General features: G+C 75.5%; 27 protein-coding genes. 4 read left to right on the forward strand and 23 right to left on the reverse strand.

All coding sequences use genetic code 11. The features are described 5' to 3' along the window. Positions 1-6: 6 nt before the first annotated feature. Both MODMU_RS28730 and MODMU_RS20740 read right to left on the reverse strand, forming a co-directional pair. Entirely contained in the window at positions 7-1,242 is a 1,236-nt protein-coding gene (locus MODMU_RS28730; protein ID WP_014742343.1) for a hypothetical protein, read from the reverse strand. A 125-nt stretch (positions 1,243-1,367) separates the two neighbouring features. Then, complete coding sequence (locus MODMU_RS20740) at positions 1,368-2,075, reverse strand: TrmH family RNA methyltransferase (RefSeq protein WP_014742344.1); 708 nt, start codon at positions 2,073-2,075, stop codon at positions 1,368-1,370. A 46-nt stretch (positions 2,076-2,121) separates the two neighbouring features. Here MODMU_RS20740 and MODMU_RS20745 point away from each other — a divergent pair, with 46 nt between their 5' ends. Continuing rightward, on the forward strand, positions 2,122-2,487 hold the full coding sequence (locus MODMU_RS20745) for a DUF952 domain-containing protein (RefSeq protein ID WP_014742345.1): 366 nt from the start codon (positions 2,122-2,124) through the stop codon (positions 2,485-2,487). Here the strand turns inward: MODMU_RS20745 and MODMU_RS20750 are convergent. The 5 genes from MODMU_RS20750 to rpsB all read right to left on the reverse strand — a co-directional run bounded on the left by MODMU_RS20750 (position 2,471) and on the right by rpsB (position 7,096). After that, positions 2,471-3,646 (reverse strand): phosphatidate cytidylyltransferase, encoded by a 1,176-nt coding sequence (locus MODMU_RS20750; RefSeq protein ID WP_014742346.1) that lies wholly within the window; start codon positions 3,644-3,646, stop codon positions 2,471-2,473. The two genes, MODMU_RS20745 and MODMU_RS20750, sit on opposite strands and share 17 nt — an antisense overlap. Before the next feature lie 20 nt (positions 3,647-3,666). Then, positions 3,667-4,224: a ribosome recycling factor gene (gene frr / locus MODMU_RS20755; protein ID WP_014742347.1), complete on the reverse strand. Its 558-nt coding sequence runs from the start codon at positions 4,222-4,224 to the stop codon at positions 3,667-3,669. A gap of 106 nt (positions 4,225-4,330) precedes the next feature. Continuing rightward, positions 4,331-5,119 (reverse strand): UMP kinase, encoded by a 789-nt coding sequence (gene pyrH / locus MODMU_RS20760; protein ID WP_014742348.1) that lies wholly within the window; start codon positions 5,117-5,119, stop codon positions 4,331-4,333. A 112-nt stretch (positions 5,120-5,231) separates the two neighbouring features. Beyond that, on the reverse strand, positions 5,232-6,047 hold the full coding sequence (tsf, locus tag MODMU_RS20765; RefSeq protein ID WP_014742349.1) for a translation elongation factor Ts: 816 nt from the start codon (positions 6,045-6,047) through the stop codon (positions 5,232-5,234). A gap of 92 nt (positions 6,048-6,139) precedes the next feature. Next, positions 6,140-7,096 (reverse strand): 30S ribosomal protein S2, encoded by a 957-nt coding sequence (gene rpsB / locus MODMU_RS20770; protein WP_014742350.1) that lies wholly within the window; start codon positions 7,094-7,096, stop codon positions 6,140-6,142. 321 nt (positions 7,097-7,417) lie between these two features. Here rpsB and MODMU_RS20775 point away from each other — a divergent pair, with 321 nt between their 5' ends. Both MODMU_RS20775 and MODMU_RS20780 read left to right on the forward strand, forming a co-directional pair. Next, positions 7,418-7,909 carry a M23 family metallopeptidase gene (locus MODMU_RS20775; RefSeq protein WP_014742351.1) on the forward strand — a complete coding sequence of 164 codons (492 nt, stop codon included), beginning with the start codon at positions 7,418-7,420 and terminating at the stop codon, positions 7,907-7,909. A gap of 33 nt (positions 7,910-7,942) precedes the next feature. Then, positions 7,943-8,491: a DUF4262 domain-containing protein gene (locus tag MODMU_RS20780; RefSeq protein ID WP_014742352.1), complete on the forward strand. Its 549-nt coding sequence runs from the start codon at positions 7,943-7,945 to the stop codon at positions 8,489-8,491. A 43-nt stretch (positions 8,492-8,534) separates the two neighbouring features. Here MODMU_RS20780 and whiG read toward each other — a convergent pair whose 3' ends face one another. The 3 genes from whiG to MODMU_RS28735 all read right to left on the reverse strand — a co-directional run bounded on the left by whiG (position 8,535) and on the right by MODMU_RS28735 (position 10,577). Continuing rightward, a complete protein-coding gene (gene whiG, locus MODMU_RS20785) occupies positions 8,535-9,329 on the reverse strand; it encodes an RNA polymerase sigma factor WhiG (RefSeq protein ID WP_083870108.1) in 795 nt (264 codons plus the stop codon). 51 nt (positions 9,330-9,380) lie between these two features. Further along, entirely contained in the window at positions 9,381-10,340 is a 960-nt protein-coding gene (locus MODMU_RS20790; RefSeq protein ID WP_014742354.1) for a tyrosine recombinase XerC, read from the reverse strand. An 81-nt stretch (positions 10,341-10,421) separates the two neighbouring features. Next, complete coding sequence (locus MODMU_RS28735) at positions 10,422-10,577, reverse strand: hypothetical protein (RefSeq protein WP_014742355.1); 156 nt, start codon at positions 10,575-10,577, stop codon at positions 10,422-10,424. Positions 10,578-10,836: 259 nt separating this feature from the next. On the opposite strand from MODMU_RS28735, the gene MODMU_RS20795 reads away from it, so the two are divergent. Then, positions 10,837-11,244, forward strand: a complete 408-nt coding sequence (locus tag MODMU_RS20795; RefSeq protein ID WP_014742356.1) for a RidA family protein — start codon at positions 10,837-10,839, stop codon at positions 11,242-11,244. A gap of 5 nt (positions 11,245-11,249) precedes the next feature. On the opposite strand, the gene dprA is transcribed toward MODMU_RS20795, so the two are convergent. The 13 genes from dprA to rpsP form a co-directional block, all read right to left on the reverse strand. Beyond that, a complete protein-coding gene (gene dprA / locus MODMU_RS20800) occupies positions 11,250-12,458 on the reverse strand; it encodes a DNA-processing protein DprA (protein ID WP_014742357.1) in 1,209 nt (402 codons plus the stop codon). Then, complete coding sequence (locus MODMU_RS20805; protein ID WP_014742358.1) at positions 12,455-13,975, reverse strand: YifB family Mg chelatase-like AAA ATPase; 1,521 nt, start codon at positions 13,973-13,975, stop codon at positions 12,455-12,457. Before MODMU_RS20805 ends, dprA begins: the two co-directional genes overlap by 4 nt. Continuing rightward, positions 13,975-14,355, reverse strand: a complete 381-nt coding sequence (locus MODMU_RS20810) for a YraN family protein (RefSeq protein ID WP_014742359.1) — start codon at positions 14,353-14,355, stop codon at positions 13,975-13,977. Before MODMU_RS20810 ends, MODMU_RS20805 begins: the two co-directional genes overlap by 1 nt. A gap of 138 nt (positions 14,356-14,493) precedes the next feature. Further along, complete coding sequence (locus MODMU_RS20815; protein WP_014742360.1) at positions 14,494-14,814, reverse strand: DUF2469 domain-containing protein; 321 nt, start codon at positions 14,812-14,814, stop codon at positions 14,494-14,496. Continuing rightward, the gene (locus MODMU_RS20820; RefSeq protein WP_231851692.1) at positions 14,811-15,476 is read right to left on the reverse strand and encodes a ribonuclease HII; all 666 of its coding nucleotides are present in this window, start codon (positions 15,474-15,476) and stop codon (positions 14,811-14,813) included. Before MODMU_RS20820 ends, MODMU_RS20815 begins: the two co-directional genes overlap by 4 nt. A gap of 399 nt (positions 15,477-15,875) precedes the next feature. After that, entirely contained in the window at positions 15,876-16,580 is a 705-nt protein-coding gene (locus MODMU_RS20825) for a response regulator transcription factor (protein ID WP_014742361.1), read from the reverse strand. Between the two features lie 98 nt (positions 16,581-16,678). Continuing rightward, positions 16,679-17,752 carry a signal peptidase I gene (gene lepB, locus MODMU_RS27945; RefSeq protein ID WP_014742362.1) on the reverse strand — a complete coding sequence of 358 codons (1,074 nt, stop codon included), beginning with the start codon at positions 17,750-17,752 and terminating at the stop codon, positions 16,679-16,681. A 122-nt stretch (positions 17,753-17,874) separates the two neighbouring features. After that, positions 17,875-18,231: a 50S ribosomal protein L19 gene (gene rplS / locus MODMU_RS20835; RefSeq protein WP_014742363.1), complete on the reverse strand. Its 357-nt coding sequence runs from the start codon at positions 18,229-18,231 to the stop codon at positions 17,875-17,877. A 160-nt stretch (positions 18,232-18,391) separates the two neighbouring features. Further along, positions 18,392-18,886, reverse strand: a complete 495-nt coding sequence (locus MODMU_RS20840) for an NUDIX hydrolase (protein ID WP_014742364.1) — start codon at positions 18,884-18,886, stop codon at positions 18,392-18,394. Next, positions 18,883-19,629 (reverse strand): tRNA (guanosine(37)-N1)-methyltransferase TrmD, encoded by a 747-nt coding sequence (gene trmD, locus MODMU_RS20845; RefSeq protein ID WP_014742365.1) that lies wholly within the window; start codon positions 19,627-19,629, stop codon positions 18,883-18,885. The genes MODMU_RS20840 and trmD overlap by 4 nt, the downstream gene beginning before the upstream one ends. Beyond that, on the reverse strand, positions 19,626-20,141 hold the full coding sequence (gene rimM, locus MODMU_RS20850) for a ribosome maturation factor RimM (RefSeq protein ID WP_041795497.1): 516 nt from the start codon (positions 20,139-20,141) through the stop codon (positions 19,626-19,628). The genes trmD and rimM overlap by 4 nt, the downstream gene beginning before the upstream one ends. Positions 20,142-20,185: 44 nt before the next feature. Then, positions 20,186-20,422, reverse strand: coding sequence for an RNA-binding protein (locus tag MODMU_RS20855; protein ID WP_014742367.1), 237 nt, complete (start codon positions 20,420-20,422; stop codon positions 20,186-20,188). A gap of 3 nt (positions 20,423-20,425) precedes the next feature. Then, complete coding sequence (gene rpsP / locus MODMU_RS20860) at positions 20,426-20,920, reverse strand: 30S ribosomal protein S16 (protein ID WP_014742368.1); 495 nt, start codon at positions 20,918-20,920, stop codon at positions 20,426-20,428. Between the last annotated feature and the right edge of the window lie 162 nt (positions 20,921-21,082).

Raw genomic sequence — 21,082 nt, forward strand, 5'->3', positions numbered from 1 at the left:
CGGGGGTCAGCCGACCCCGGCGCTCAGCAGCGTGGTCGACGGGTCCGCGGTGACGACCGGCGCACCGGGATCGCCGGTGCCCTCGTCGCAGCTCTCCGGGGTGCTGCCCGCGTCGGGGGTCGGGCAGCCCGGTTCGTCGGTCGGGACCGGGGTCTCGGTGGGCGTCGGCGTGGCGGTCTCGGTCGGGGTCGGTGTCGGCGTCGGGGTGGGTGTCGGGGTGGGCTGGGTCGGGGGCGCGGTGGTCGGGGTGCTGGTCGGCGCCGGGGTCGTCGTCGGCGCCGGGGGCGCCGGCCGGGGGCCGCTCACCGGCCGAGGGCGCGCGACGGTGACCCGCGCGGGGGTGCTCGCCGGCGGGACGGCCGGGGCCGTGGCCGCGGGCGCGGGCGGCAGCACCGGGGCCTCGGCCGGCGTGGTGGCCGGGGTGGTCGCGCGGGTGGTCGCCCGGCTGCCCGCCGGCGTCGGCAGGACGGCGGTCGGCGCGGGCTCTCCGGCGCCGGGCGCCTCGGCGGGCGGGACGACGTCCGGGGCGACGACCGGCTGCGGGGAGCCCGGCAGCGGGCCGGGGACGGTAGCGGGCGTCGGCGCGGTGGTGGGTGCGGCGGTCGTGGGTGCGGCGGTGGTCGTCGGCGACGCCGGGGTGGCCCGGCGCTCGGACGCCGCCACCTCGGCCCCGTCGCCGGAGGAGGTGGTCGTGAGGGCGAAGCCGGCCAGCAGGCCCGCGACGAGGAGCACGGCCAGCGGGAGCAGCAGCCGGCGGCGCAGCCGCCCGCGCGGAGGCGCAGCACGGACGACGGGGACGTCGGCCACCGGCGGGTCGGCGACCACCGCGGTCGGGGGCTCGGCCGGCTGGGGTGCGGGCGTCGCGGACGCGGACCGCTCGGCGAGCGCCTCCCCGGCCCGGATGGCCTCCTCCCAGGCAGCGAGCTGCGCCGCCGCCTGCGCGTCGGCGGCGCGCTGGGCGGCCAGCTCCTCCTCGCGGAGCGCGGCGAGGGCCGCCTCGATGCGGGTGGGCAGCGGCCGGGCGGAGGTGGCCGGGGCGTCCTCGGTCGTGGCCTGCGGGTCGGGCCGCGGCGCGGTGCCGGCCGGCAGCTCGGGACCGACCCACGGGGGCAGCCAGGCCTCGTCCCAGGGCGCGTCCCAGGGACCGTCCGGCAGCGGCTGGGTCAGGAACGGGTCGGCGAGGTCCGCCGCGGCATCCTGCGGTGCCCCGGTGCTGTCCTCGTCCGGTCGCTCCGCAGCCACAGCCCGCTCCTCCCCGGCGTCCTCCCGCCGACCACCCGTCGTGGTCGAGCCGGGGAGAGCGCGCCCACCGGCCATGCTGCCGGACGGGCCGGCCCGCTCCGGGCAGGCGCGGCGTGATCAGCCGGTCACACTCCGCTCGCGCCCTCCGGAGCCACACCCGTCCCACCGGCGCTGGGGAGGGGCACCGAGGCCCCGAGGTCGGCGTGCTGCTGGATCCACGCGTGCATCGCGATGCCGGCCGCCACCCCGGCGTTCAGCGACCGCGTCGAGCCGAACTGGGCGATGGACACCGTCAGGGCCGCCCCCTCCCGCGCTTCCGGGGACAGCCCCGGCCCCTCCTGCCCGAAGAGCAGCAGCGAGCGCCGCGGGAGCCGCACCGTCTCCAGCGGGACGGCGTCGGGACCGTTGTCCACGGCGACGACGACCAGCTCCTCGGCCGCGGCGGCCAGCAGCAGGGCGGCGACGTCGGGGTGGTGGCGCAGGTGCTGGTAGCGGTCGGTGACCATCGCCCCGCGCCGGTTCCAGCGGCGCCGGCCGACCACGTGCACCTCCGCGGCGAGGAAGGCGTTGGCGGTGCGGACCACGGTGCCGATGTTCAGGTCGTGCGCGAAGTTCTCGATCGCCACGTGGAAGGGGTGCCGGCGGCGGTCCAGGTCCGCGACGATCGCCTCGAGGGTCCAGTAGCGGTACCGGTCGACGACGTTGCGCCGGTCACCGTCGGCCAGCAGCTGCCGGTCGTACCGCGGGTCCGTCGGCCACGGCCCGACCCAGGGGCCGACGCCGACGGAGCCGCCCCACTCGGTGGGCCCGGGTCCCGCGTCGTCCGTCGTCATCGCCTGGGCGATGCTGCCACGCCGCGCGGTGCGGTTGGCTCGGTGCATGGACGACCGGACGAGCGGCCCGCTGCTGCACCTGACGACGTCGGCGGGGTGGGCGGCGGCGCTGGAGGCCGGCGCGGTGACCCCGCCGTCGCTGGCGGAGGTCGGGTTCGTGCACCTGTCGACCCCGGCGCAGGTGCACCTGCCCGCGCAGCGGCTCTTCGCCGGCCGGCGCGACGTCGTCGTGCTGGTGGTCGACCCGGCGCTCCTGCCCGACCCGGTGCGGTGCGAACCGGGGGTCCCGGGCGATCCGGCGGCCATGCGGTTCCCGCACCTGTACGGCCCGCTGCCGACCAGCGCGGTGGTCGCCGTCGTCCCCTGGCGGCCCGGTACGCCGCTGGACCTCCCTCTTACGTGGGGGCGATGAGGGAGAGCACCAGGTAGGCGACGACCGCGGCCGGGAGCAGCGAGTCCATCCGGTCCATCAGCCCACCGTGGCCGGGCAGCAGGTTGCCCATGTCCTTGATGCCCAGGTCGCGCTTGATCAGCGACTCGCCCAGGTCGCCGAGCGTCGCCGTCAGCGCGATCGCGACGCCGTACAGCGCGCCGCCCCACCACGGCCCGTGGAACGTCAGCGTGGCCAGCAGGATCCCGATCAGCACGCAGGCGGTGACCGACCCGGCCAGCCCCTCCCAGGACTTCTTCGGGCTGATCGACGGCGCCATCGGGTGCTTGCCGAACAGCACCCCGGCCGCGAACCCGCCGACGTCGCTGCAGACCACCGTGGCGATGAACGCGAGGACCCGGGCGGCGCCGTCGTCCGGGACGAGCAGCAGCACGGCGAAGCCGGCCAGCAGCGGCACGTACAGGGCGACCAGGACCGCCGCCGAGGCGTCGCGCAGGTAGCCGACCGGGCCCTGGCCGAGCCGCCACAGCAGGGCGGCAAAGACGGTGAGCAGGAAGGCGATGACCAGGCCGGAGGGCCCGCGGGTCCAGGCCAGCGCGATCATGGCGAGCGCGCCGATCAGCACCGGGGTCCGGGGCGGGTGGGAACCGCCGCGCTCCAGGGCGCCGGTGAGCTCCACGATGCTGATCACCACGGCGACGGCCAGGACCAGCAGGAACGCCGGGCGCCAGATGAGCAGGGCGGCCAGGATCACCGCGCCCAGCCCGAGCCCGACCCCGATCGCGGACGCCATGTCGCGGCCGGCGCGGCCGGTCGCCCGGGGTGCGCCGGTGGGGGTGTCGACCGGTGGCACGCCGGTCGCCTCCGCGCCCAGGGCGTCGGGGACGGCGGTCAGCGGCGGCTCGGGGGGTCCGTCGGCAGCCGGCTCCTGCCCGGTCCCGTCCGGGTCGGAGGACGGGCCGGCCCACGGCAGGCCGACCGCCTCCGGCTCCTGCGCCGGTGGCGGCCGGTGCTGCGGTGCCCGCCCGGGGGGTGCGGGGCGCGGCGGGGCGGGGGGCACCGGCGGCTGCCCGGCGCGGAGCTCCGGACCGGCGTCGTCGGCGTCGAACAGGCCCGCGCGGCCCCGGGCAGGCTCACGCCCCGAGCCGGTGGGCTCGGGGCGGTGCAGGCGGCGGGGCATGCCGAGGTGTCCGGGTCGGGTCAGACGTCGAGGAGCTCGGTCTCCTTGTTCTTCATCGCCTCGTCGATGGCGCCGACGTGGGTGGCGGTGAGGTCGTCGAGCTCCTTCTCCGCACGCCGCACGTCGTCCTCGCCGGCCTCGCCGTCCTTGGAGATGCGGTCGAGCTCCTCCTTGGACCGGCGCCGGATGTTCCGGATGGCGACCTTGGCGTCCTCGCCCTTGGCGCGGGCGACCTTCACCAGGTCGCGGCGCCGGTCCTCGGTGAGCTGCGGGAAGACGACCCGGATCAGCGACCCGTCGTTGGTCGGGTTCACCCCGAGGTCGGAGTCCCGGATCGCCCGCTCGATCGCCTGCAGCTGCCCGGCGTCGTAGGGCTTGATGACCGCCATCCGCGCCTCGGGGATGGTGATGGAGGCCATCTGCGGGATCGGGGTGTACGCGCCGTAGTAGTCGACGACGATCTTGTTGAACATCGACGGGGCGGCACGGCCGGTGCGCACGGAACCGAGGTCCTCGCGGGCGACCGACAGGGCCTTGTCCATCCGCTCCTCGGCGTCGAGCAGGGTGTCGTCGATCACGGTCATCTCCTCCTGCGGCAGTGCCGCCGTGCTGGCCGGTGGGGTGTGCGGTGGTCCGGGCGCGGACGGGGCCGGCGACCCTCGTCCCTACCCGCAGCCGGTCGGGTCAGACCGACTGGCTGATCAACGTGCCGATCTTCTCACCTGCGACGGCACGGGCGATGTTGCCGTCCTCCAGCAGGTTGAACACCACGATGGGCATCTTGTTGTCCATGCACAGGCTGATCGCCGTCGCGTCGGCGACCTTCAGCTGCTTGGCCAGCACCGTGGCGTAGTCGAGGTCGGTGTACAGCACCGCGTCGGGGTTGGTCCGCGGGTCGTCGTCGTAGACGCCGTCCACCCCGTTCTTGGCCATCAGCAGCACCTGGCAGCCGATCTCCAGGGCCCGCTGCGCGGCGACGGTGTCGGTGGAGAAGTACGGCATGCCGGCGCCGGCACCGAAGATCACCAGCCGGCCCTTCTCCAGGTGGCGCACGGCCTTGCGCGGGATGTAGGGCTCGGCGACCTGGCCCATGGTGATCGCGGTCTGCACCCGGGTCTCCAGGCCGACCTGCTCGCAGAACGCCTGCAGGGCCAGCGCGTTCATGACCGTGCCCAGCATGCCCATGTAGTCGGCGTGCCGGCGGTCCATGCCCGCGTCGGCGAGCTCGGCGCCGCGGAAGAAGTTGCCCCCGCCGACGACGACGGCGACCTGGGTGCCGCCGTGGACGACCGCGGCGAGCTGCTCGGCGATGCGGTGCACGATGCCGCCGTCGACTCCGACGCTGCCGCCGCCGAACGCCTCACCGGAGAGCTTGAGCAGCACCCGGCGGTAGCCGCTGCCGTCGGTCGGGGCGGAGGCGGCCGGTGCGAACAGCAGGCCCTCCGGGTTGCTGTTGGCGGTCGTGTCGCTCACGTGGGGGGTCCCTCGGTTCGGTGTCGTCGTGGTCCGATCCTGCCCCATCGGGCGGACAGGCCACCGGCCCCGCCCCCACGAGTGGGAACGGGGCCGGTGGAGTGGTGCTGGCTCAGGCCTGGCCGACCTCGAAGCGGACGAACCGCTCCACGGTCAGGCCGGCGTCACCGATGACCTGCTGCACGGTGCGCTTGGGCTCGGTGATGGAGGGCTGCTCCAGCAGGACGAAGTCCTTGTAGAAGGCGTTGACCCGACCGTCGACGATCCGGCCGATCGCCTGCTCGGGCTTGCCCTCCTCCTTCGCGGTCTGCTCGGCGACCCGGCGCTCGGTCTCCACCGCCTCGGCGGGGACCTCCTCGCGGGTCAGGTAGCGCGGACGGGCCGCGGCGACGTGCATCGCCAGCGAGCGGGCAGCGTCGGCGTCCCCGCCGGAGTACTGCACGGCGACGCCGATGGCCGGGGGCAGGTCCGTCGCCCGCTTGTGCAGGTAGACGGCCGTGGTGCCCTCGAAGACGGCGAAGCGGGACAGCACCAGCTTCTCGCCGATGCGGGCCGACTCGCTCTCGACCAGCGCGGCGACCGTCTGGCCGTCGACCTGGGCGGCGAGCAGCGCGTCGACGTCGGCGGGCTTCTCGGCCAGCACGACGTCGAGCAGGCGCTCGGCGAGCTTCACGAAGTCGGCGTTCTTGGCGACGAAGTCGGTCTCGCAGTCGAGCTCGAGCAGCGCGCCGTCGCGGCTGACGACGACGCCGTTGGTCGTGGAGCGCTCGAGGCGCTTGCCCACGTCCTTGGCGCCCTTGACGCGGAGGAACTCGATGGCCTTGTCGTAGTCGCCATCGGCCTCGGTCAGGGCCTTCTTGGAGTCCATCATGCCGGCGCCGGTGGCGTCACGGAGACGCTTCACGTCGGCTGCGGTGAAGGCAGGCATGTCACTTCCTCTGGTCTGGAGTTGCGGGGGTGCGGACGTGCGGCGGCGCCGCTCCCCGCCCGGTGGGCGATGGGGAGCGGCGCCGGTGCGGCTCAGCCGTTCTGGGCGCCCTGGGTGCCGGTGTCCTGGTCACCGGTGGCGGGCACGCCCTCGACCGGGGCGACCTCGGTCGCGGTGACCGTCGGCGGCTCGGCCGGGGTCTCGGGCAGCTCGGTGGCCGTGGCCGGCGCAGCGGCGTCGACGGCCGGGGCCGCGTCACCACCGGTGAGCAGCTCGCGCTCCCAGTCGGCCAGCGGCTCGCCGCCGCCGACGGCCGGGGTCTCGGCGCCGTCCTCGGTGCGACCGGCGTTGGCCTGCGCGGCCGAGCGGGCCATCAGGCCCTCGGCGACCGCGTCGGCGATGACGCGGGTCAGCAGCGCGGTGCTGCGGATGGCGTCGTCGTTGCCCGGGATCTTGTAGTCGACCTCGTCGGGGTCGCAGTTGGTGTCGAGGATCGCGACGACCGGGATGTTCAGCTTGCGCGCCTCGCCGACGGCGATGTGCTCCTTCTTGGTGTCCACGATCCAGACGGCGCTGGGCACCTTCTTCATGTCGCGGATGCCGCCGAGGGAGCGCTCGAGCTTGGCCTTCTCGCGGGAGAGGACCAGCTGCTCCTTCTTCGAGAGGCTGACCAGCGCGCCGGTCTGCTCGAGGTCCTCGAGCTCCTTGAGGCGCTCCAGCCGCTTGAAGACGGTCTGGAAGTTGGTGAGCATGCCGCCCAGCCAGCGCTGGTTCACGTAGGGCATGCCGACGCGGGTCGCCTGCTCGGCGATGACCTCCTGCGCCTGGCGCTTGGTCCCGATGAACATGATCGAACCGCCGTGGGCGACGGTCTGCTTCACGAACTCGTAGGCCTGGTCGATGTAACCCAGCGTCTGCTGGATGTCGATGATGTAGATGCCGTTGCGCTCGGTGAAGATGAAGCGCTTCATCTTCGGGTTCCACCGACGGGTCTGGTGCCCGAAGTGGACCCCGCTGTCGAGCAGGTTCTTCATGCTGACGACTGCCACGTGGCGCCGCCCTTCTGTGCTCGTGCGCGGACGGCCGGGGACCGGGTCCGCGCTGCTCGGTTGTCGCGACGGCCCCGGTGGGGCGCCGCCCTGGTGCCCGGCTGCGCCACCGAACCCCCCGCGAGGGGGGACCGAGGTGGCGACTGCCCGCTGCAGCAGCGGGAGGAGGACACGCGAAGTCGATCCGTCGGAGACGGACCGCAGCGCCGAGCATACCCGCTCCCGGCGGGTGCTCCGCCCCGGTCGTCCCCAGGCAGGTGGCCGGTCCACCGCCGGCTCCCGCGCGCCCCGCGGCACCGGCCCCGCGGGCAGGGTCGGGGCGTGCTGCGCGCCCGTCTGCTGGTCCTCCTCGCCGTCGTCGGCTGCCTCGTCGCCGGGGCGCCGGGCACCTCGGCAGCCGCGGGGCCGTGGGGCCGGCCGCTGCCGGGCAGCCCCACGGTCACCCGCGCGTTCGAACCGCCGCCCACGCCCTACGCGGACGGTCACCGCGGGGTCGACCTGGCCGGCGCCGCCGGGACGCCGGTGCTCGCCGCCGGCGCCGGGGTCGTCGCGTTCGCCGGGCTGGTCGCCGGGCGGCCCGTGGTGAGCGTCGTGCACCCGGGCGGGCTCCGGACGACCTACGAGCCGGTGCAGCCCACCGTCGCCGCCGGTCAGGCGGTCGCCCGCGGGACACCGCTGGGGCTGCTCGTCCCCGGCCACGCCGGCTGCCCGGCCGAGGCCTGCCTGCACTGGGGGCTGCGCCGCGGCGAGGTCTACCTGGACCCGCTGTCGCTGCTGCGGCCGCCGCGGGTGCGGCTGCTGCCGTGGCCCTGACCGGACGGCGGCGCCGCCCACTACCGTCCGGGCGTGCGCTGGCGACGGAAGCAGACCCCGCAACCGGACCCCTCCGCGTCCCCGAGCCCGGACGCGCCGGACCCGGGGCCACCGGGTCCGGAGGTCCCCGGGCCGCAGGACGAGGCGCAGGTGCTCGACGACCTGCGGCGGGTCGTCGACCGGTTCGGCTGGGCGGTGCTGCACGGCGGCGGGAGCGGTCCGGGCGATCCGCGCTGGTCCTACACCGTGGGGCTGAGCGGGCTGGGCCACCCCGAGGTCATCGTCGTCGGGCTGCCGTTCGAGGCCGCCGAGACCTACCTCAACCTCGTCGGCGAGGCGGTCCGCGCGGGTGCACGGTTCAGCCCGGGTGTGGTGACGACGGCGCTGACCGACGCCGACTCACCCGTGGTCTTCCTGGAGGTGGCCGACACCGGCCGGCTGGCCGTGGCCGAGCAGTTCGCCGGCTCCGTCGACGCCCTGCAGCTGGTGTGGCCGGACTCGACCGGGAAGCTGCCCTGGGAGGAGGGCCACCGCAACCCGCCGCACGCCCAGCCGCTGCTGGGCCCGCGCCCGGAGAGCTGACCGGCCAGGGCCGGGCGCGGTCCGGTCGCGGGGCGGTCGCCTCTCAGGCGATGTCGGCGAGCTTGCTGCGCAGGTGCAGGACGGCCTTGGTGTGCAGCTGGCAGATCCGGCTCTCGGTCACCCCGAGGACCCGGCCGATGTCGGCCAGCGTCAGGCCCTCGAAGTAGTAGAGGCTGACGACGACCTTCTCCCGCTCGGGGAGCTGCTCGACGGCGCGGGCCAGCAGCTGCCGGGCCTCGCCGTGCTCGGCCATCGCCTGCGGGTCCAGCGCGGCGGTGTCCCGCAGCGTGTCGACCAGCCGCGGGGCGGAGCCGTCGTCGTCGACCAGCAGCTCGTCGAGGGCGACCACGTTGACCAGGGACAGCTGGCCGAGGAACTTGCGGATCTCCTCGACGTCCATGTCCATCTCGTCGGCGATCTCCTCGTCGGTCGGGCTGCGCTGGAGCTTGGCCTCCAGGGCGGCGACCGTGCGCTCGAACTGCCGGGCCTTCATCCGCACCGAGCGCGGGATCCAGTCGGTCGAGCGGAGCTCGTCGATGATGGCGCCGCGGATGCGCGCCATCGCGTAGCTCTCGAACTTGATCTCCCGGGACGGCTCGAACCGGGTGATGGCGTCGATCAGCCCGAACGTCCCGTACGAGACGAGGTCGGCCTGCTCGACGTGCGCGGGCAGGCCGCTGCCGACCCGGCCGGCGACGTACTTCACCAGCGGCGCGTAGTGCAGGATCAGCCGGTCCCGCAGGCCGGTGTCCCGCCCGTCGACGTACCGCGACCACAGGTCCGCGATGAACGCGTCCGGGTCCTCGCTGGTCAACTGGTCGACCGTCGCCTCAGACACGTGCACTCCCCCGCTCGACCACCAACAGCTTCTGCTCCAACGCCGTGCCCCTCATGCTCGCGGGTGTGCCCGGGCGTGCACCGCACGCAACCGCTCGACGGTCACGTGCGTGTAGACCTGCGTCGTCGCGAGGCTAGCGTGACCCAGCAGCTCCTGGACGCTGCGGAGGTCGGCACCGCCCTCCAGGACGTGCGTCGCCGCCGAGTGTCGCAGCCCGTGCGGACCGACGTCGGGCACCCCCGGGGCGGCGGCGACCGCCGCGTGCACCACCCGGCGGGCCTCCCGTGCGTCGAGCCGGCCGCCGCGCACGCCCAGCAGCAGCGCCGGCCCGCTGGTCGGGGTGGCCAGCACGGGGCGGCCCGCGCTCAGCCACTGCTCCAGGGCCGCCGCGGCGGGTGCGCCGAAGGGCACGCTGCGCTCCTTGCGGCCCTTGCCCAGCACCCGCAGCAGCCGCCGGCCGCGGTCGACGTCGTCGACGTCCAGGCCGACCAGCTCCCCCACCCGCACCCCGCTGGCGTACAGCAGCTCGACGACCAGCACGTTGCGCAGCCGCAGGGCGGCCTCGGCCGGCTGCTCGTCCTCGGCCGGCGGCGCGGTGGCCTGGTCGAGGACCGCGCGCGCCTGGTCGGCGCCCAGGACGCCGGGCAGGGTGCGGTGGGCGCGCGGGCTGGACAGCCGGAGGCCGACGTCCTCGCCGACCTGGCCGGTGCGGCGCAGGTGCGCGGTGAAGGAGCGGGCCGAGGCGGCGCGCCGGGCGGTGGTCGACCGGCTGTCCCCGCGGGCGCGGCCCTGGGCGAGCCAGCTGCGCAACGTCGCCAGGTCCAGGTCGGCGACGGTGCCCCCGCTGCGCCGGACGAGGTGGTCCAGCAGCGAGACGACGTCCCCGACGTAGCCCCGGACCGTGTGCTCGGAGAGGTCCCGCTGCAGGCGCAGGTGCTCCTCCCAGCCCTCCAGCGGCTCGGTGAGCGCAGGCGGCAGCGCCGCGCGCAGCTCAGCGGTCCCGGTGGCCATGGCCGCAGCCTGCGTCGGCGGAGGCCGCGGGTCAACGTGCCGCGCCGGGGACCGGTTGCGCGCAACCTCTCGCCTGCCCGGTCACCGCCCCCCACGTCGGGCGCCGGCGATCCGCCAGCCGGTGCCCGTCCACTCCACGAGCTCGTGGACCTCGAGCACCGGCAGCACCCGCAGGACGTCGACCACGTCGCAGCCGGCCACCGCGGCCGGCCGCTCCGGCGGCACCCCGGTGCGCACCGGACAGGCGTCCAGCACCCGGCGGGCGAGGTCGGACGACGAGTCGCGGTGAACCCGGCCCGGCCGGGGGCTCGGCAGAGCGCGTCGATCAGCCGGTTCAGGACCAGGGAGCGGTGGGTGCGCGGAGCGTCCGTCGCGGCGGGCGGGTCGGCCTGCCGCGACGCAGGCCGGTCGTGTGCCCCTGCCGAGAACTGTCGGACCTCTGCGCTGTGCTGGCGGCCCCGCCGGCACCGGCCGGCGGACTCCTCGAGGAGGCCCCATGAGCGTGCAGCTGATCAACCCCGACGGACTGCTGGAGCCCGAGGGCTACGCGCACATGGCCCTCACCACCGGTGCCCGGACGGTCTACCTCTCGGGGCAGGTGGCCAGGAACGCCGCCGGCGAGCCGGTCGGCGCCGGCGACCTGGCCGCCCAGGTGGAGCAGGCCTACTCCAACGTGGCGACCGCGCTGGCCGCCGTGGGCGGGTCCTTCGCGGACATCGCCAAGCTGACCGTCTACGTCGTCGACTGGGCCCCCGCCAAGATGGCCGAGCTCGTCACGGGTGCGACCCGCGTCGCCGAACGGCTGGGGATCGACCCGGTGAGGCCGACCACGCTGATCGGTGTGGCGGCCCTCGGCGAGCCGGACATGCTCGTGGAGGTCGAGGCGGTCGCCGTGCTCGACTGACCGGCTCACGGTGCCAGGCGACCGGCAGGCGGCTCCCGGCGGACCCGCCAGCCGGTACCGGTCCACTCCACCAGGTCGTGCAGCTCCAGCACGGGCAGCACCCGCAGCACGTCGACCACCTCGCACCCGGCGACGGCAGCCAGCCGTTCCGGCGGCACCCCGATGCGCACCGGACAGGCGTCGAGCACCCGCCGGGCGATGTCGGACAACGAGTCGCGCGGTGAGCCGGGCCGCTCGGCCGGCGTCGCGAGGTCCTCTCCCAGCCGGCCGACCTCCTGGAGCACCTGCGCGGCGCTCGTCACCAGGACCGCGTGCCGGTCGGCGTCGCGAGCGCGCAGCAGCTCGTGGCAGCCGACGGACATGGCGGAGGTGACCGGTCCGGGCACCACCATCACGCTCTTGCCCAGGTCACGCGCCCGGTTCGCGGTGGCCTGCGCGCCCGACCGGGCGGCCGCCTCCACCACGACGGTGCCCCGGGTCAGGGCAGCGATCAGCCGGTTGCGGACCAGGAACCGGTGCTGCAGGGGCGCGCAGCCGGGGGGCCACTCGCTGACCAGCAGACCGTCGTCGAGCACCCGGGTGAACAGGGTGGAGTGCGCGCTGGGGTAGGCGCGGTCGATCCCGCAGGCGAGGACGGCGACCGTCGCGGCCCCGGCAGACAGCGAGCCGCGGTGGGCCGCCGCGTCGATGCCGAACGCGCCCCCGGACACCGTCGTCCAGCCCTGCTGCCCCAGCCCGTGCGCCAGCTCGGCGGCGACGTGCTCGCCGTACGCGGTGGAGGCCCGCGACCCGACCAGGGCCACCGACCGGTCGACCAGCTCGTCCAGCGGTCGGTCCCCGCGCACCCACAGCGCCACCGGCGGGACCAGGGCCGCCGTGCGATCGGGCTGCTCCCGGCGCACGGTCGGCAGGTCGTGCGCGGTGAGGGTCAGGCAGTGCAGGGCCACGGCCGGCCACTCGTCGTCCTCGGGGACGACCAGCCGCCCGCCGCAGCGGTCGGCCCGGTGGAGGTCCTCCTCGCTCAGGTCCGCTCCGGCACGGCGACCGGCCAGCGCCTGGACCTCTGCGGGTGCGCTCCCCCGGAGCAGCGACTGCACGGCCGCCACGGGGCCGGTGCGCTCGACGAACCGCCACACGTCCACCGATCCCGGTTCGAACGCCCGGGACAGCCAGGCACGCGCGCGACGGACCCCCGGATCCGCGACCAGGCTCATGCCGCAGCCCGCTGCAGTCGCATGCCCAGCGCCTCGGCCACCTGATCAGCTCCCGGCGTGCTCACGCCGGCGAGGTCGGCCAGCGTCCAGGCCACCCGCAGCACGCGGTCGAAGCCGCGCACCGACAGCGAGCCCCGCTCCAGGGCCCGCTCGGCCAGCGCCAGCGAGCCGCGGGCGATCGGCCAGCGCTCGCGCAGCAGCCGCCCAGGGACCTGGCTGTTGAGGGTGAGCCCGGTGCCGGCCATCCGCTCGACGGCCGTGGCCCGAGCCGTGCGCACGCGCGCGGCCACCGCAGCGCTCGGCTCCGGTGACCCGGTGCCGTCGAGCCACGCAGCACGGGTGACCGACGGGAGCTCGACCCGCAGGTCGATGCGGTCCAGCAGCGGCCCGGACAGCCGGGACTGGTAGCGGCGCCGCTCCAGCGCGCTGCAGGTGCAGGCGGTGTCCCCGGCCGCGCTGGCGCACGGGCAGGGGTTGGCCGCCAGCACCAGCTGGGCCCGGCAGGGGAAGGTCGCCGAGCCGTTGGCCCGGTGGATGGTCACCGATCCGCGTTCCAGCGGCTGGCGGAGCGTGTCCAGCACCGTCCGGGGGAACTCCGGCGCCTCGTCGAGGAACAGCACACCGCGGTGCGCCCGGCACAGGGCGCCCGGCCGGATCTGCCCCGACCCGCCGCCGACCAGCGCGGCCATGGTGGCCGAGTGGTGCGGGGACTCGAACGTCGGGCGGGTGACCAGCGGCGCACCGGGCGGGAGCGTGCCGGCGATCGAGGCGATCGCGGTGACCTCCAGGGCGGCCTGCTCGTCGAGCGGCGGCAGCAGCCCGGGCAGCCGCTCGGCCAGCATGGTCTTGCCCGCGCCCGGCGGGCCGCTCAGGAACAGGTGGTGCCCGCCGGCGGCGGCCACCTCGACGGCCCGCCGCCCGGCGGCCTGCCCGACCACGTCGGCCAGGTCCGGGCCCGGCGGCAGCGGTGCCGGCGCGGCCCGGACGTGCGCCGGGATCCGCGTGCGGCCGGCCAGGTGGGCGACGACCTGGCCGAGGGTGGCGGCACCGAGGACCTCGATGCCCTCCACCAGGCCCGCCTCGTCGGCGTTGTCCTGCGGGACGACGACGCACCGGTGCCCGGCCGCGACCGCCGCGAGGACCGCCGGGAGCACGCCCCGCACCGCCCGCAGCGAGCCGTCGAGGCCGAGCTCGCCGAGCAGCACCAGGTCGCGCACGGCGGCCGCGGGCAGCACCTCGGCCCCGGCGAGCACGGCGACGGCGAGCGCCAGGTCGAACCCGCTGCCCTGCTTGGGCATGGCCGCAGGCGAGAGCCCGATGGTCACCCGGCGCAGCGGGAAGACGTACCCGGTGTTGACCACCGCGGCCCGCACCCGGTCCACCGACTGCCGCACCACCGCGTCGGGCAGCCCGACCAGCACCACCGTGGGCACCCCGGCGGCGAGGTCGACCTCCACCTCGACCATCGCGCCCCGGACCCCGGCGAGCCCCACCGACCACGTGCGTGCCAGCGCCATCAGAACGCGTTCCGCAGGTGCGTCACCCGGACGGGGCCGGCGTCGGGGACGTGCACCCCGACGACGTCGAAGCGGAGGTCGGGCGCGTGGTGGTCGTGGGCGGCCAGCCAGGCCTGGGCCAGCCGGCGCAGCCTCCGCCGCTTCGCCGCGGTGACCGCCTCGGCCGGCGGGCCGAAGCCGGTGCCCCGACGCGTCTTCACCTCGCAGAACACCAACGCGTCGCCCTCCCGGGCGACGACGTCGAGCTCGCCCTCCCGGCAGCGCCAGTTGCGGCCCAGGACCTGCAGCCCGGCGTCGGTCAGCGCCCGGACGGCGACGCGCTCGCCGTAGGCGCCGAGGGCGGCGCGGTGGTCCGGCGGGGTGTTCTGCGGAGTCGGCACCCGTCGACCGTCCCGGGCGGGCGGGCCCCGGCACCAGGGGCGCCGGCCGGGTTGTGGACGGAGCCCGCTGCTGTGGACGACGCGGAGCGCGCCGCGGTCAGGACCGGTCAGGCTGCCCGGGTGGACGGCCGAGGACGATCAGGGCAGGCGGGGCTGCTCGGGCAGCTCGAGGTCGGGCTTGTCCAGCTCCTCGACGTTGACGTCCTTGAACGTCACCACCCGCACGTTCTTCACGAACCGGGCCGGGCGGTACATGTCCCACACCCAGGCGTCGGAGAGCTTCAGCTCGAAGAACACCTCACCGCCGGCGTCGCGGACCTGCAGGTCGACGCTGTTCGCCAGGTAGAAGCGCCGCTCGGTCTCCACCACGTAGGAGAACTGGCGGACGATGTCCTTGTACTCGCGATAGAGCTGGAGCTCCATCTCGGTCTCGTACTTCTCGAGGTCCTCGGTGCTCATCGCGCGTGCTCCATCGGTGCCGGGGACATCAGTGCTGGGACGTCGGTGCTGGTCGGTCGGTGCTGGGCCGCAGGTGCGGGGACCTCAGCCCTGCGGAGGTCGGGTTCCCGCACATCATCGTGCATGCCCGCCCCGCCGGACAGGGCGACTCCGCGTGCGGCGTGTGCCGCCCGCGCGCGGGCGACGTTGACGAACCGCATCCGGTGCTCCGGGCAGGGCCCGTGCTCGTCCAGCGCCGCGCTGTGCGCGTCGGTGATGTACCCCTTGTGCTCGGCGAACCCGTAGTGCGGGAACCGCTCGTGCAGCTCGAGCATCATCCGGTCCCGGCTGACCTTGGCGAGCACGGAGGCGGCCGCCACGCACGCGGCCACCCGGTCGCCCTTCCACACCGCGAGGGACGGCTGGGCCAGGCCGCTGACCGGGAAGCCGTCGGTGAGCACGTAGTCCGGTGCCACGTCCATCCCGCGTACCGCCCGGCGGAGCGCCTCGATGTTCGTCACGTGCATGCCCCGGGCGTCCAGGTCCCCCACCGGGATCGCCACGACCGACCAGGCCACGGCCCGGTCGAGCACCTCGGCGTAGACCTCGTCACGGGTCGCGGGGGTGAGCAGCTTGGAGTCCGCCAGCCCGGGCACCCGGCCGCGGCGACCGGCGGGCAGCACGCACGCGGCGGCGACCAGCGGGCCGGCGCACGCGCCGCGGCCGGCCCCCTTGTGCGGCGGCGATCGCCGCGAAGCCCCGGCGGCGCAGCGAGCGTTCCATCGCCCAGAGGTCGTCGGGGGCCTCGTCGTCGGTCCGGCGCGAGCGGGGTGCAGCGGGAGCAGAGCGGGCAGCCATCGCCTGCCGACACTACGTCGGGGGGACGACGCCCGGGCCACCGCTCCGCCCGCACCCGGGACGACCACGAGCCGGTCCGCGGGGGAACGGGGACCGGCTCGTGGCGGCCTGCGGGACGGCGGAGCGCCGTCCCGGCCGGCCCACCGGGACGCGCGGTCCCGGCAGTGGGGGCCGGCCCGGGCGCCGCATGACCAGGCGCCCGGGCCGACGAGGGTCCCGCCGGCTCAGCAGCCGGCGGAGGTCAGGGTGGCGGCGCTGCAGGTGCAGGTGCCGCCGTTGCGGGCGGACAGGACCAGCGACACCGCGTGCGCGCGGTCCCGGGCACCCAGCTTGCGCAGGATGGCCTTGACGTGGGACTTGACGGTGTCCTCGGAGATGAACAGCGCCTTGCCGATCGCCCGGTTGGACTGGCCCTGGATCAGCTCGTCGAGCACGTCGGACTCGCGGCGGGTCAGCGGCACCTCCGGGGTCAGCTCCCGGGACACCGGCACCTCCCCGGCCTCGCCGCGGCGGATCTGCGGGTCGACCACGGTGCGCCCGGCGCGGGCGGCCAGCACCGCCCAGCCCAGCAGCGTCGGGGAGGTGTTCATCAGCAGGTAGCCGCGCACCCCGGCGGCCAGCGCCTCGTTGACCACGGCCGGGTCCTCGGAGGTGGCCACGGCGACGATGGCGATCTGGGGGTAGCGGCGGCGCAGGTCCCGGCAGGCGTCCAGCGTCGCCGCCCGGCCGGTGCCCAGCTCCACGATGACCGCGTCGGGGCGGGCGGTCTCGGCCAGGGTCAGCGCCCGCCGCGGCTCACCGGGGGTGCCCACCGCCTGCAGACCGGCGGTCTCGTCGACCATGCCGATCAGGCCACGGCGCAGGACCGGGGCGTCGGCGAGGACGAGGACGCGGGTGACGCCTCGCGTGGTCGCCAGAGGAGTGGACACAGGTGACTCTCCGTTCGAGATCCGATGACGTGCTGTCATGGTCATCGGACGGGTGAACGGACTCCTTGAACAACTCCCCCGGCGGGCCCGCCGCAGCGTCAGCCGGCGTCGGTCTCCCGACCGGGTCGGGTCTGCGCCGGCCGGCGGACCCGCCGCCAGCCGGTGCGCGGTGGACGGCGGGACGGGCCGGTCAGCCGGGCGCCCCGGCGACGGCGCCGTCGGCGTGCCGCGGTGAGGGGCAACGCCCCCGCCAGCCCGAGCGCCCAAGGGGCGGCGACGGCCGCGTCCCCGTGCACCCACGCCTCGGGTCCTGCCGCCGCCTGCCCCTCGGCCTGCGCCTGGATGTCGGGGCTGTCGAGGACGGTGAACCGGTCCAGCGGCCAGACGATGAGGGCGCCCTTGCCGATGACGTCGTCCACGGCGATGGTGCCGCTGTACTGGTCGCCCACGTGGCTGCGCGAGTCCGCCGACGCGGAGCGGTGGTCGCCCATCACCCACAACCGGCCCGCGGGCACGGTGACCGGGCCGAACTCGCGGGAGTTGGCCCCGCCGCCGAGCGGGGAGTCCTGGTAGATGTAGGGCTCGGTGAGCGGCCGGCCGTCGACCGTGACCCGGCCGTCGGCGTCGCAGCACTGCACGGTCTGGCCGGCGGTGGCGATGACCCGCTTGACGTAGTCGTCCTCGCTCGGTGGCGCGACCCCGATCGCCCGCCCCAGGCTCAGCAGCGCGCCGGAGACCCAGTTGCCGGGCTCGGCCACGGTGATCTCCGGGGACCAGGTGTCCGGTCCGCGGAACACCACGATGTCACCGGGCTCGGGCTCGCCGAACCAGTACGGGACCTTGTTGACCAGCACCCGGTCCCCGGTGCAGCCGGTGCACCCGTGCAGCGTCTGCTCCATCGACCCGGAGGGGATGAAGAAGGCCTGGATCAGGAACGTCTTGACCAGCAGCGCCAGCACGAAGGCGATGACCAGCAGCACCGGCAGCTCGCGGAGCAGCGAGCCCTTCCTGGGCGCCGATCCGCCCCGGCGCCCACGACGGCCGGTCGGCGCCGGCCCGGCGGCGCTGGCGCCCTCCCCGGTCGGGGGGGTCGCCGGCGTACCGGACTCGTTGGTGGCGGACGGCCCGGGAGTGCGGGGGTCGGCAGGCTCACTGGGCCCGTGCGTGCTCATCGCGGCCCAGCCTACGGTCCACCGACGACCTCGCCGCTCGACCCGCCCGGCGGCACCGGCTGCAGACGCGGACGGGCCGGCTGCGCTGTGCGCAGCCGGCCCGTCCGGTGGGGTGCGGGGTGTCAGCGGGTGACGACGTCCCGCTTCTCCTTGATCTTGGCGGCCTTGCCGCGCAGCTCACGGAGGTAGTAGAGCTTGGCCCGGCGGACGTCACCGCGGGTCAGCACCTCGATCTTCTCGACCACCGGGGTGTGCACCGGGAAGGTGCGCTCCACGCCGACGCCGAAGCTGACCTTGCGCACGGTGAAGGTCTCGCGGATGCCGCCGCCCTGGCGCCGGATGATCACGCCCTGGAAGACCTGGATGCGCGAGCGGTTGCCCTCGATGACCCGCACGTGCACCTTGACGGTGTCGCCGGGGCGGAAGTCGGGGATGTCGTCGCGCAGCGACGCGGCATCGAGGGCGTCCAGGGTGTTCATCGCAGCAGTCCTCAGTCCTAGCGGGGAAACTCGTGTGTGGCACGGACAGCGGTCACCCGGGGTGTCCGTGCGGGGCGCTGCGCTCCGCTGCCCCGGAGGGCGGCAGGCCACCGTCGATGCGAACCGACGATCTGCAGCAGCTCTCTATTCTGCCACGACTTCAGTCGACGATGCGCGGCGGCCCTGCCCAGGGTCCGTCGAGCACCCGGGGCAGGACGACCGCCAGCTCGCGGGGGGCGAACACCGCGGCACCCCCGACGACCTCGGCCAGCGTCCACCACCGGTGCGGCTCGTCCTCAGCCAGCTCCTCGGCGGTGCGCCCGCTCGGGTCCACCTGGTGGTCGACGTCGCGCAGCACGAAGTAGGTCTCGCGGGAGTCGACGGTCTCCGCACCCCACGCGCTCTGGTACCGGCGGAACCAGACCGGCCCCTCCAGGTCCGCCGGGGCCACCTGCAGCCCGATCTCCTCGGCGAGCTCGCGGACTGCGGCCGACCGCAGGTCCTCGCCGTCCTCCACACCCCCGCCGGGCGTGTACCACCACTGCACGGCCGTGCCCGGCGCCGGCGCGTGCCCGCGGGAGCCCAGCAGCAGCACGCGCTGCTGGCGGTCCAGCACCAGCACCCGGCTGCTCGGCCGGACCCGCGCGGCGCTCACGGCTGCGGGTCGGCGTCCAGGGCGGCCCGGTCGGCGGCGTCCAGCGCCCCGTCGGGCAGCGCGGCCAGCAGGTCGGGACGACGGTCGGCGGTGCGGCGCAGCGACTGCGCCCGGCGCCACCGGGCGATCGCGGCGTGGTCGCCGGACAGCAGCACCGGGGGAACCTCGAGGTCCCGCCAGGCCGCCGGCCGCGTGTAGGACGGGCCCTCGAGCAGCCCGTCGGCGTGCGAGTCGAACTCCACGGAGTCGGCGTTGCCGACCACGCCAGGGATCAGCCGGGTGACCGCCTCGACCATGACCAGCACGGCGGACTCGCCCCCGGCCAGCACGTAGTCGCCGATCGAGACCTCGGACACCGGACCGGCACCGGCGGCCCAGTCGGCGACCCGCTGGTCGATGCCCTCGTACCGGCCGCAGGCGAAGACCAGCCCCGGCTCGGTCGCCCACTGCGCCGCGACGGCCTGGGTGAACGGGCGCCCGGCCGGGGTGGGGACCACCAGCCGGATGCCGGGCGGGCGGACCGCCTCCAGCGCCCTCCCCCACGGCTCGGGGCGCATGACCATCCCCGGACCGCCGCCGTAGGGGGCGTCGTCCACGGTGCGGTGGACGTCGTCGGTCCACTGCCGCAGGTCGTGCACGCCGACGGTGACCAGGCCGCGCTGGGCGGCCTTGCCCAGCAGCGACTGCCCCAGCGGCGCGAGGTACTCGGGGAAGATGGTGAGGACGTCGATCCGGAACGTCACAGGTCGAGCAGCCCCTCGGGCGGGTCGACGACCAGCCGCCCGGCCGCCAGGTCGACCGTCGGCACGATGGCGGTGACGAACGGGACCAGCAGCTCGGGGCCCTGGGGGCGGCGGACGACGAGCAGCTCGGTGCCCTCGTGCCGGACCGCGGTGACCTCGCCCAGCGGCGTGCCGTCGGGCAGCACGGCGGCGAGCCCCACCAGCTGGTGGTCGTAGAACGAGTCGGGGTCGTCCAGCTCGGGCAGGTCCTCGACCGGGACGAGCAGCTGGGTGCTGCGCAGCTCGTCGGCCGCCTCGCGGTCGGCGACCACGGTCCCGTCGGGCAGCACCAGGGTGAGCAGCAGCGTGCCGCTGTGCCAGCGGGCCGCCTCGACGGTCAGCGGGCCCCGGGCCGCGGGCTCGGTCAGCAGGGCGGCACCGGGGGCGAACCGCAGGTCGGGGTCGTCGGTGCGCACCTCGACGGTCACCTGACCACGGACACCGTGGGGTCGGCCGATGCGGCCGACCACCACGGTGTCGGTGGACTGCGGGGTGGCGCCTGGGGCGCCGGGAGTGCTCAGCGCCCGTCGGTGTCGACGACGTCGACCCGCAGGCCGCGGCCGCCGACACCGGTCATCACCTGGCGCAGCGCCTTGGCGGTGCGCCCGCCGCGGCCGATGACCTTGCCGAGGTCGTCGGGGTGGACCCGGACCTCGAGGGTCTTGCCGCGCCGGCCGTTGACCAGGTCGACCACGACGTCGTCGGGGTTGTCGACGATGCCCTTGACCAGGTGCTCGAGCGCCTCTTCGAGCACGTCTTACTCGGCGGGCGTCTCGGCGGGGGCGCCGGAGGCGGCGGTCCCGGAACCGGCGGCGCCGGCAGCCTCGGCGACGGCCTCGGCCGGAGCCGGGGCGGCGTCGGCCTTGGGAGCGGCCTTCTTCTTCGGGGTGGTCGCGTCGGCGGCCGGCTCACCCATGGCGGCGCGGGCGGCCTCCTCGTAGATGGCCTTCTTGTCGGCCTTGGGGGCGGCGACCTTCATCGGCGCGGGGGCCGGCTCGCCCTTGAACTTCTGCCAGTCACCGGTCACCCGGAGGATGGCGGCGACGGCCTCGGTCGGCTGGGCGCCGACGCCGAGCCAGTAGGCGGCGCGCTCGGCGTCGACCTCGATGAAGGACGGGTCCTCCTTCGGGTGGTACTTGCCGATCGTCTCGATCGACCGGCCGTCCCGCTTGGTGCGGGCGTCGGCGACGACGATGCGGTAGTAGGGCGCGCGCATCTTGCCCAGGCGCATGAGCTTGATCTTGGTGGCCACGGTGTGTGGTGTGCTCCTCGAACGTGTGTGGTTGCTCGCCGGACGGGCGCGTGGGGGTACGCCGGGGCGGAGCGATGGACACGGGCGGGAACGGTGAGAGGGCCGCCACCGCCGTGTTCGACAGTCCATGATGCCAGACGGAGGACACCCTGCCTCCCCGCC

This window comes from Modestobacter italicus (assembly GCF_000306785.1).
Classification (GTDB): Bacteria; Actinomycetota; Actinomycetes; order Mycobacteriales; family Geodermatophilaceae; genus Modestobacter; species Modestobacter italicus.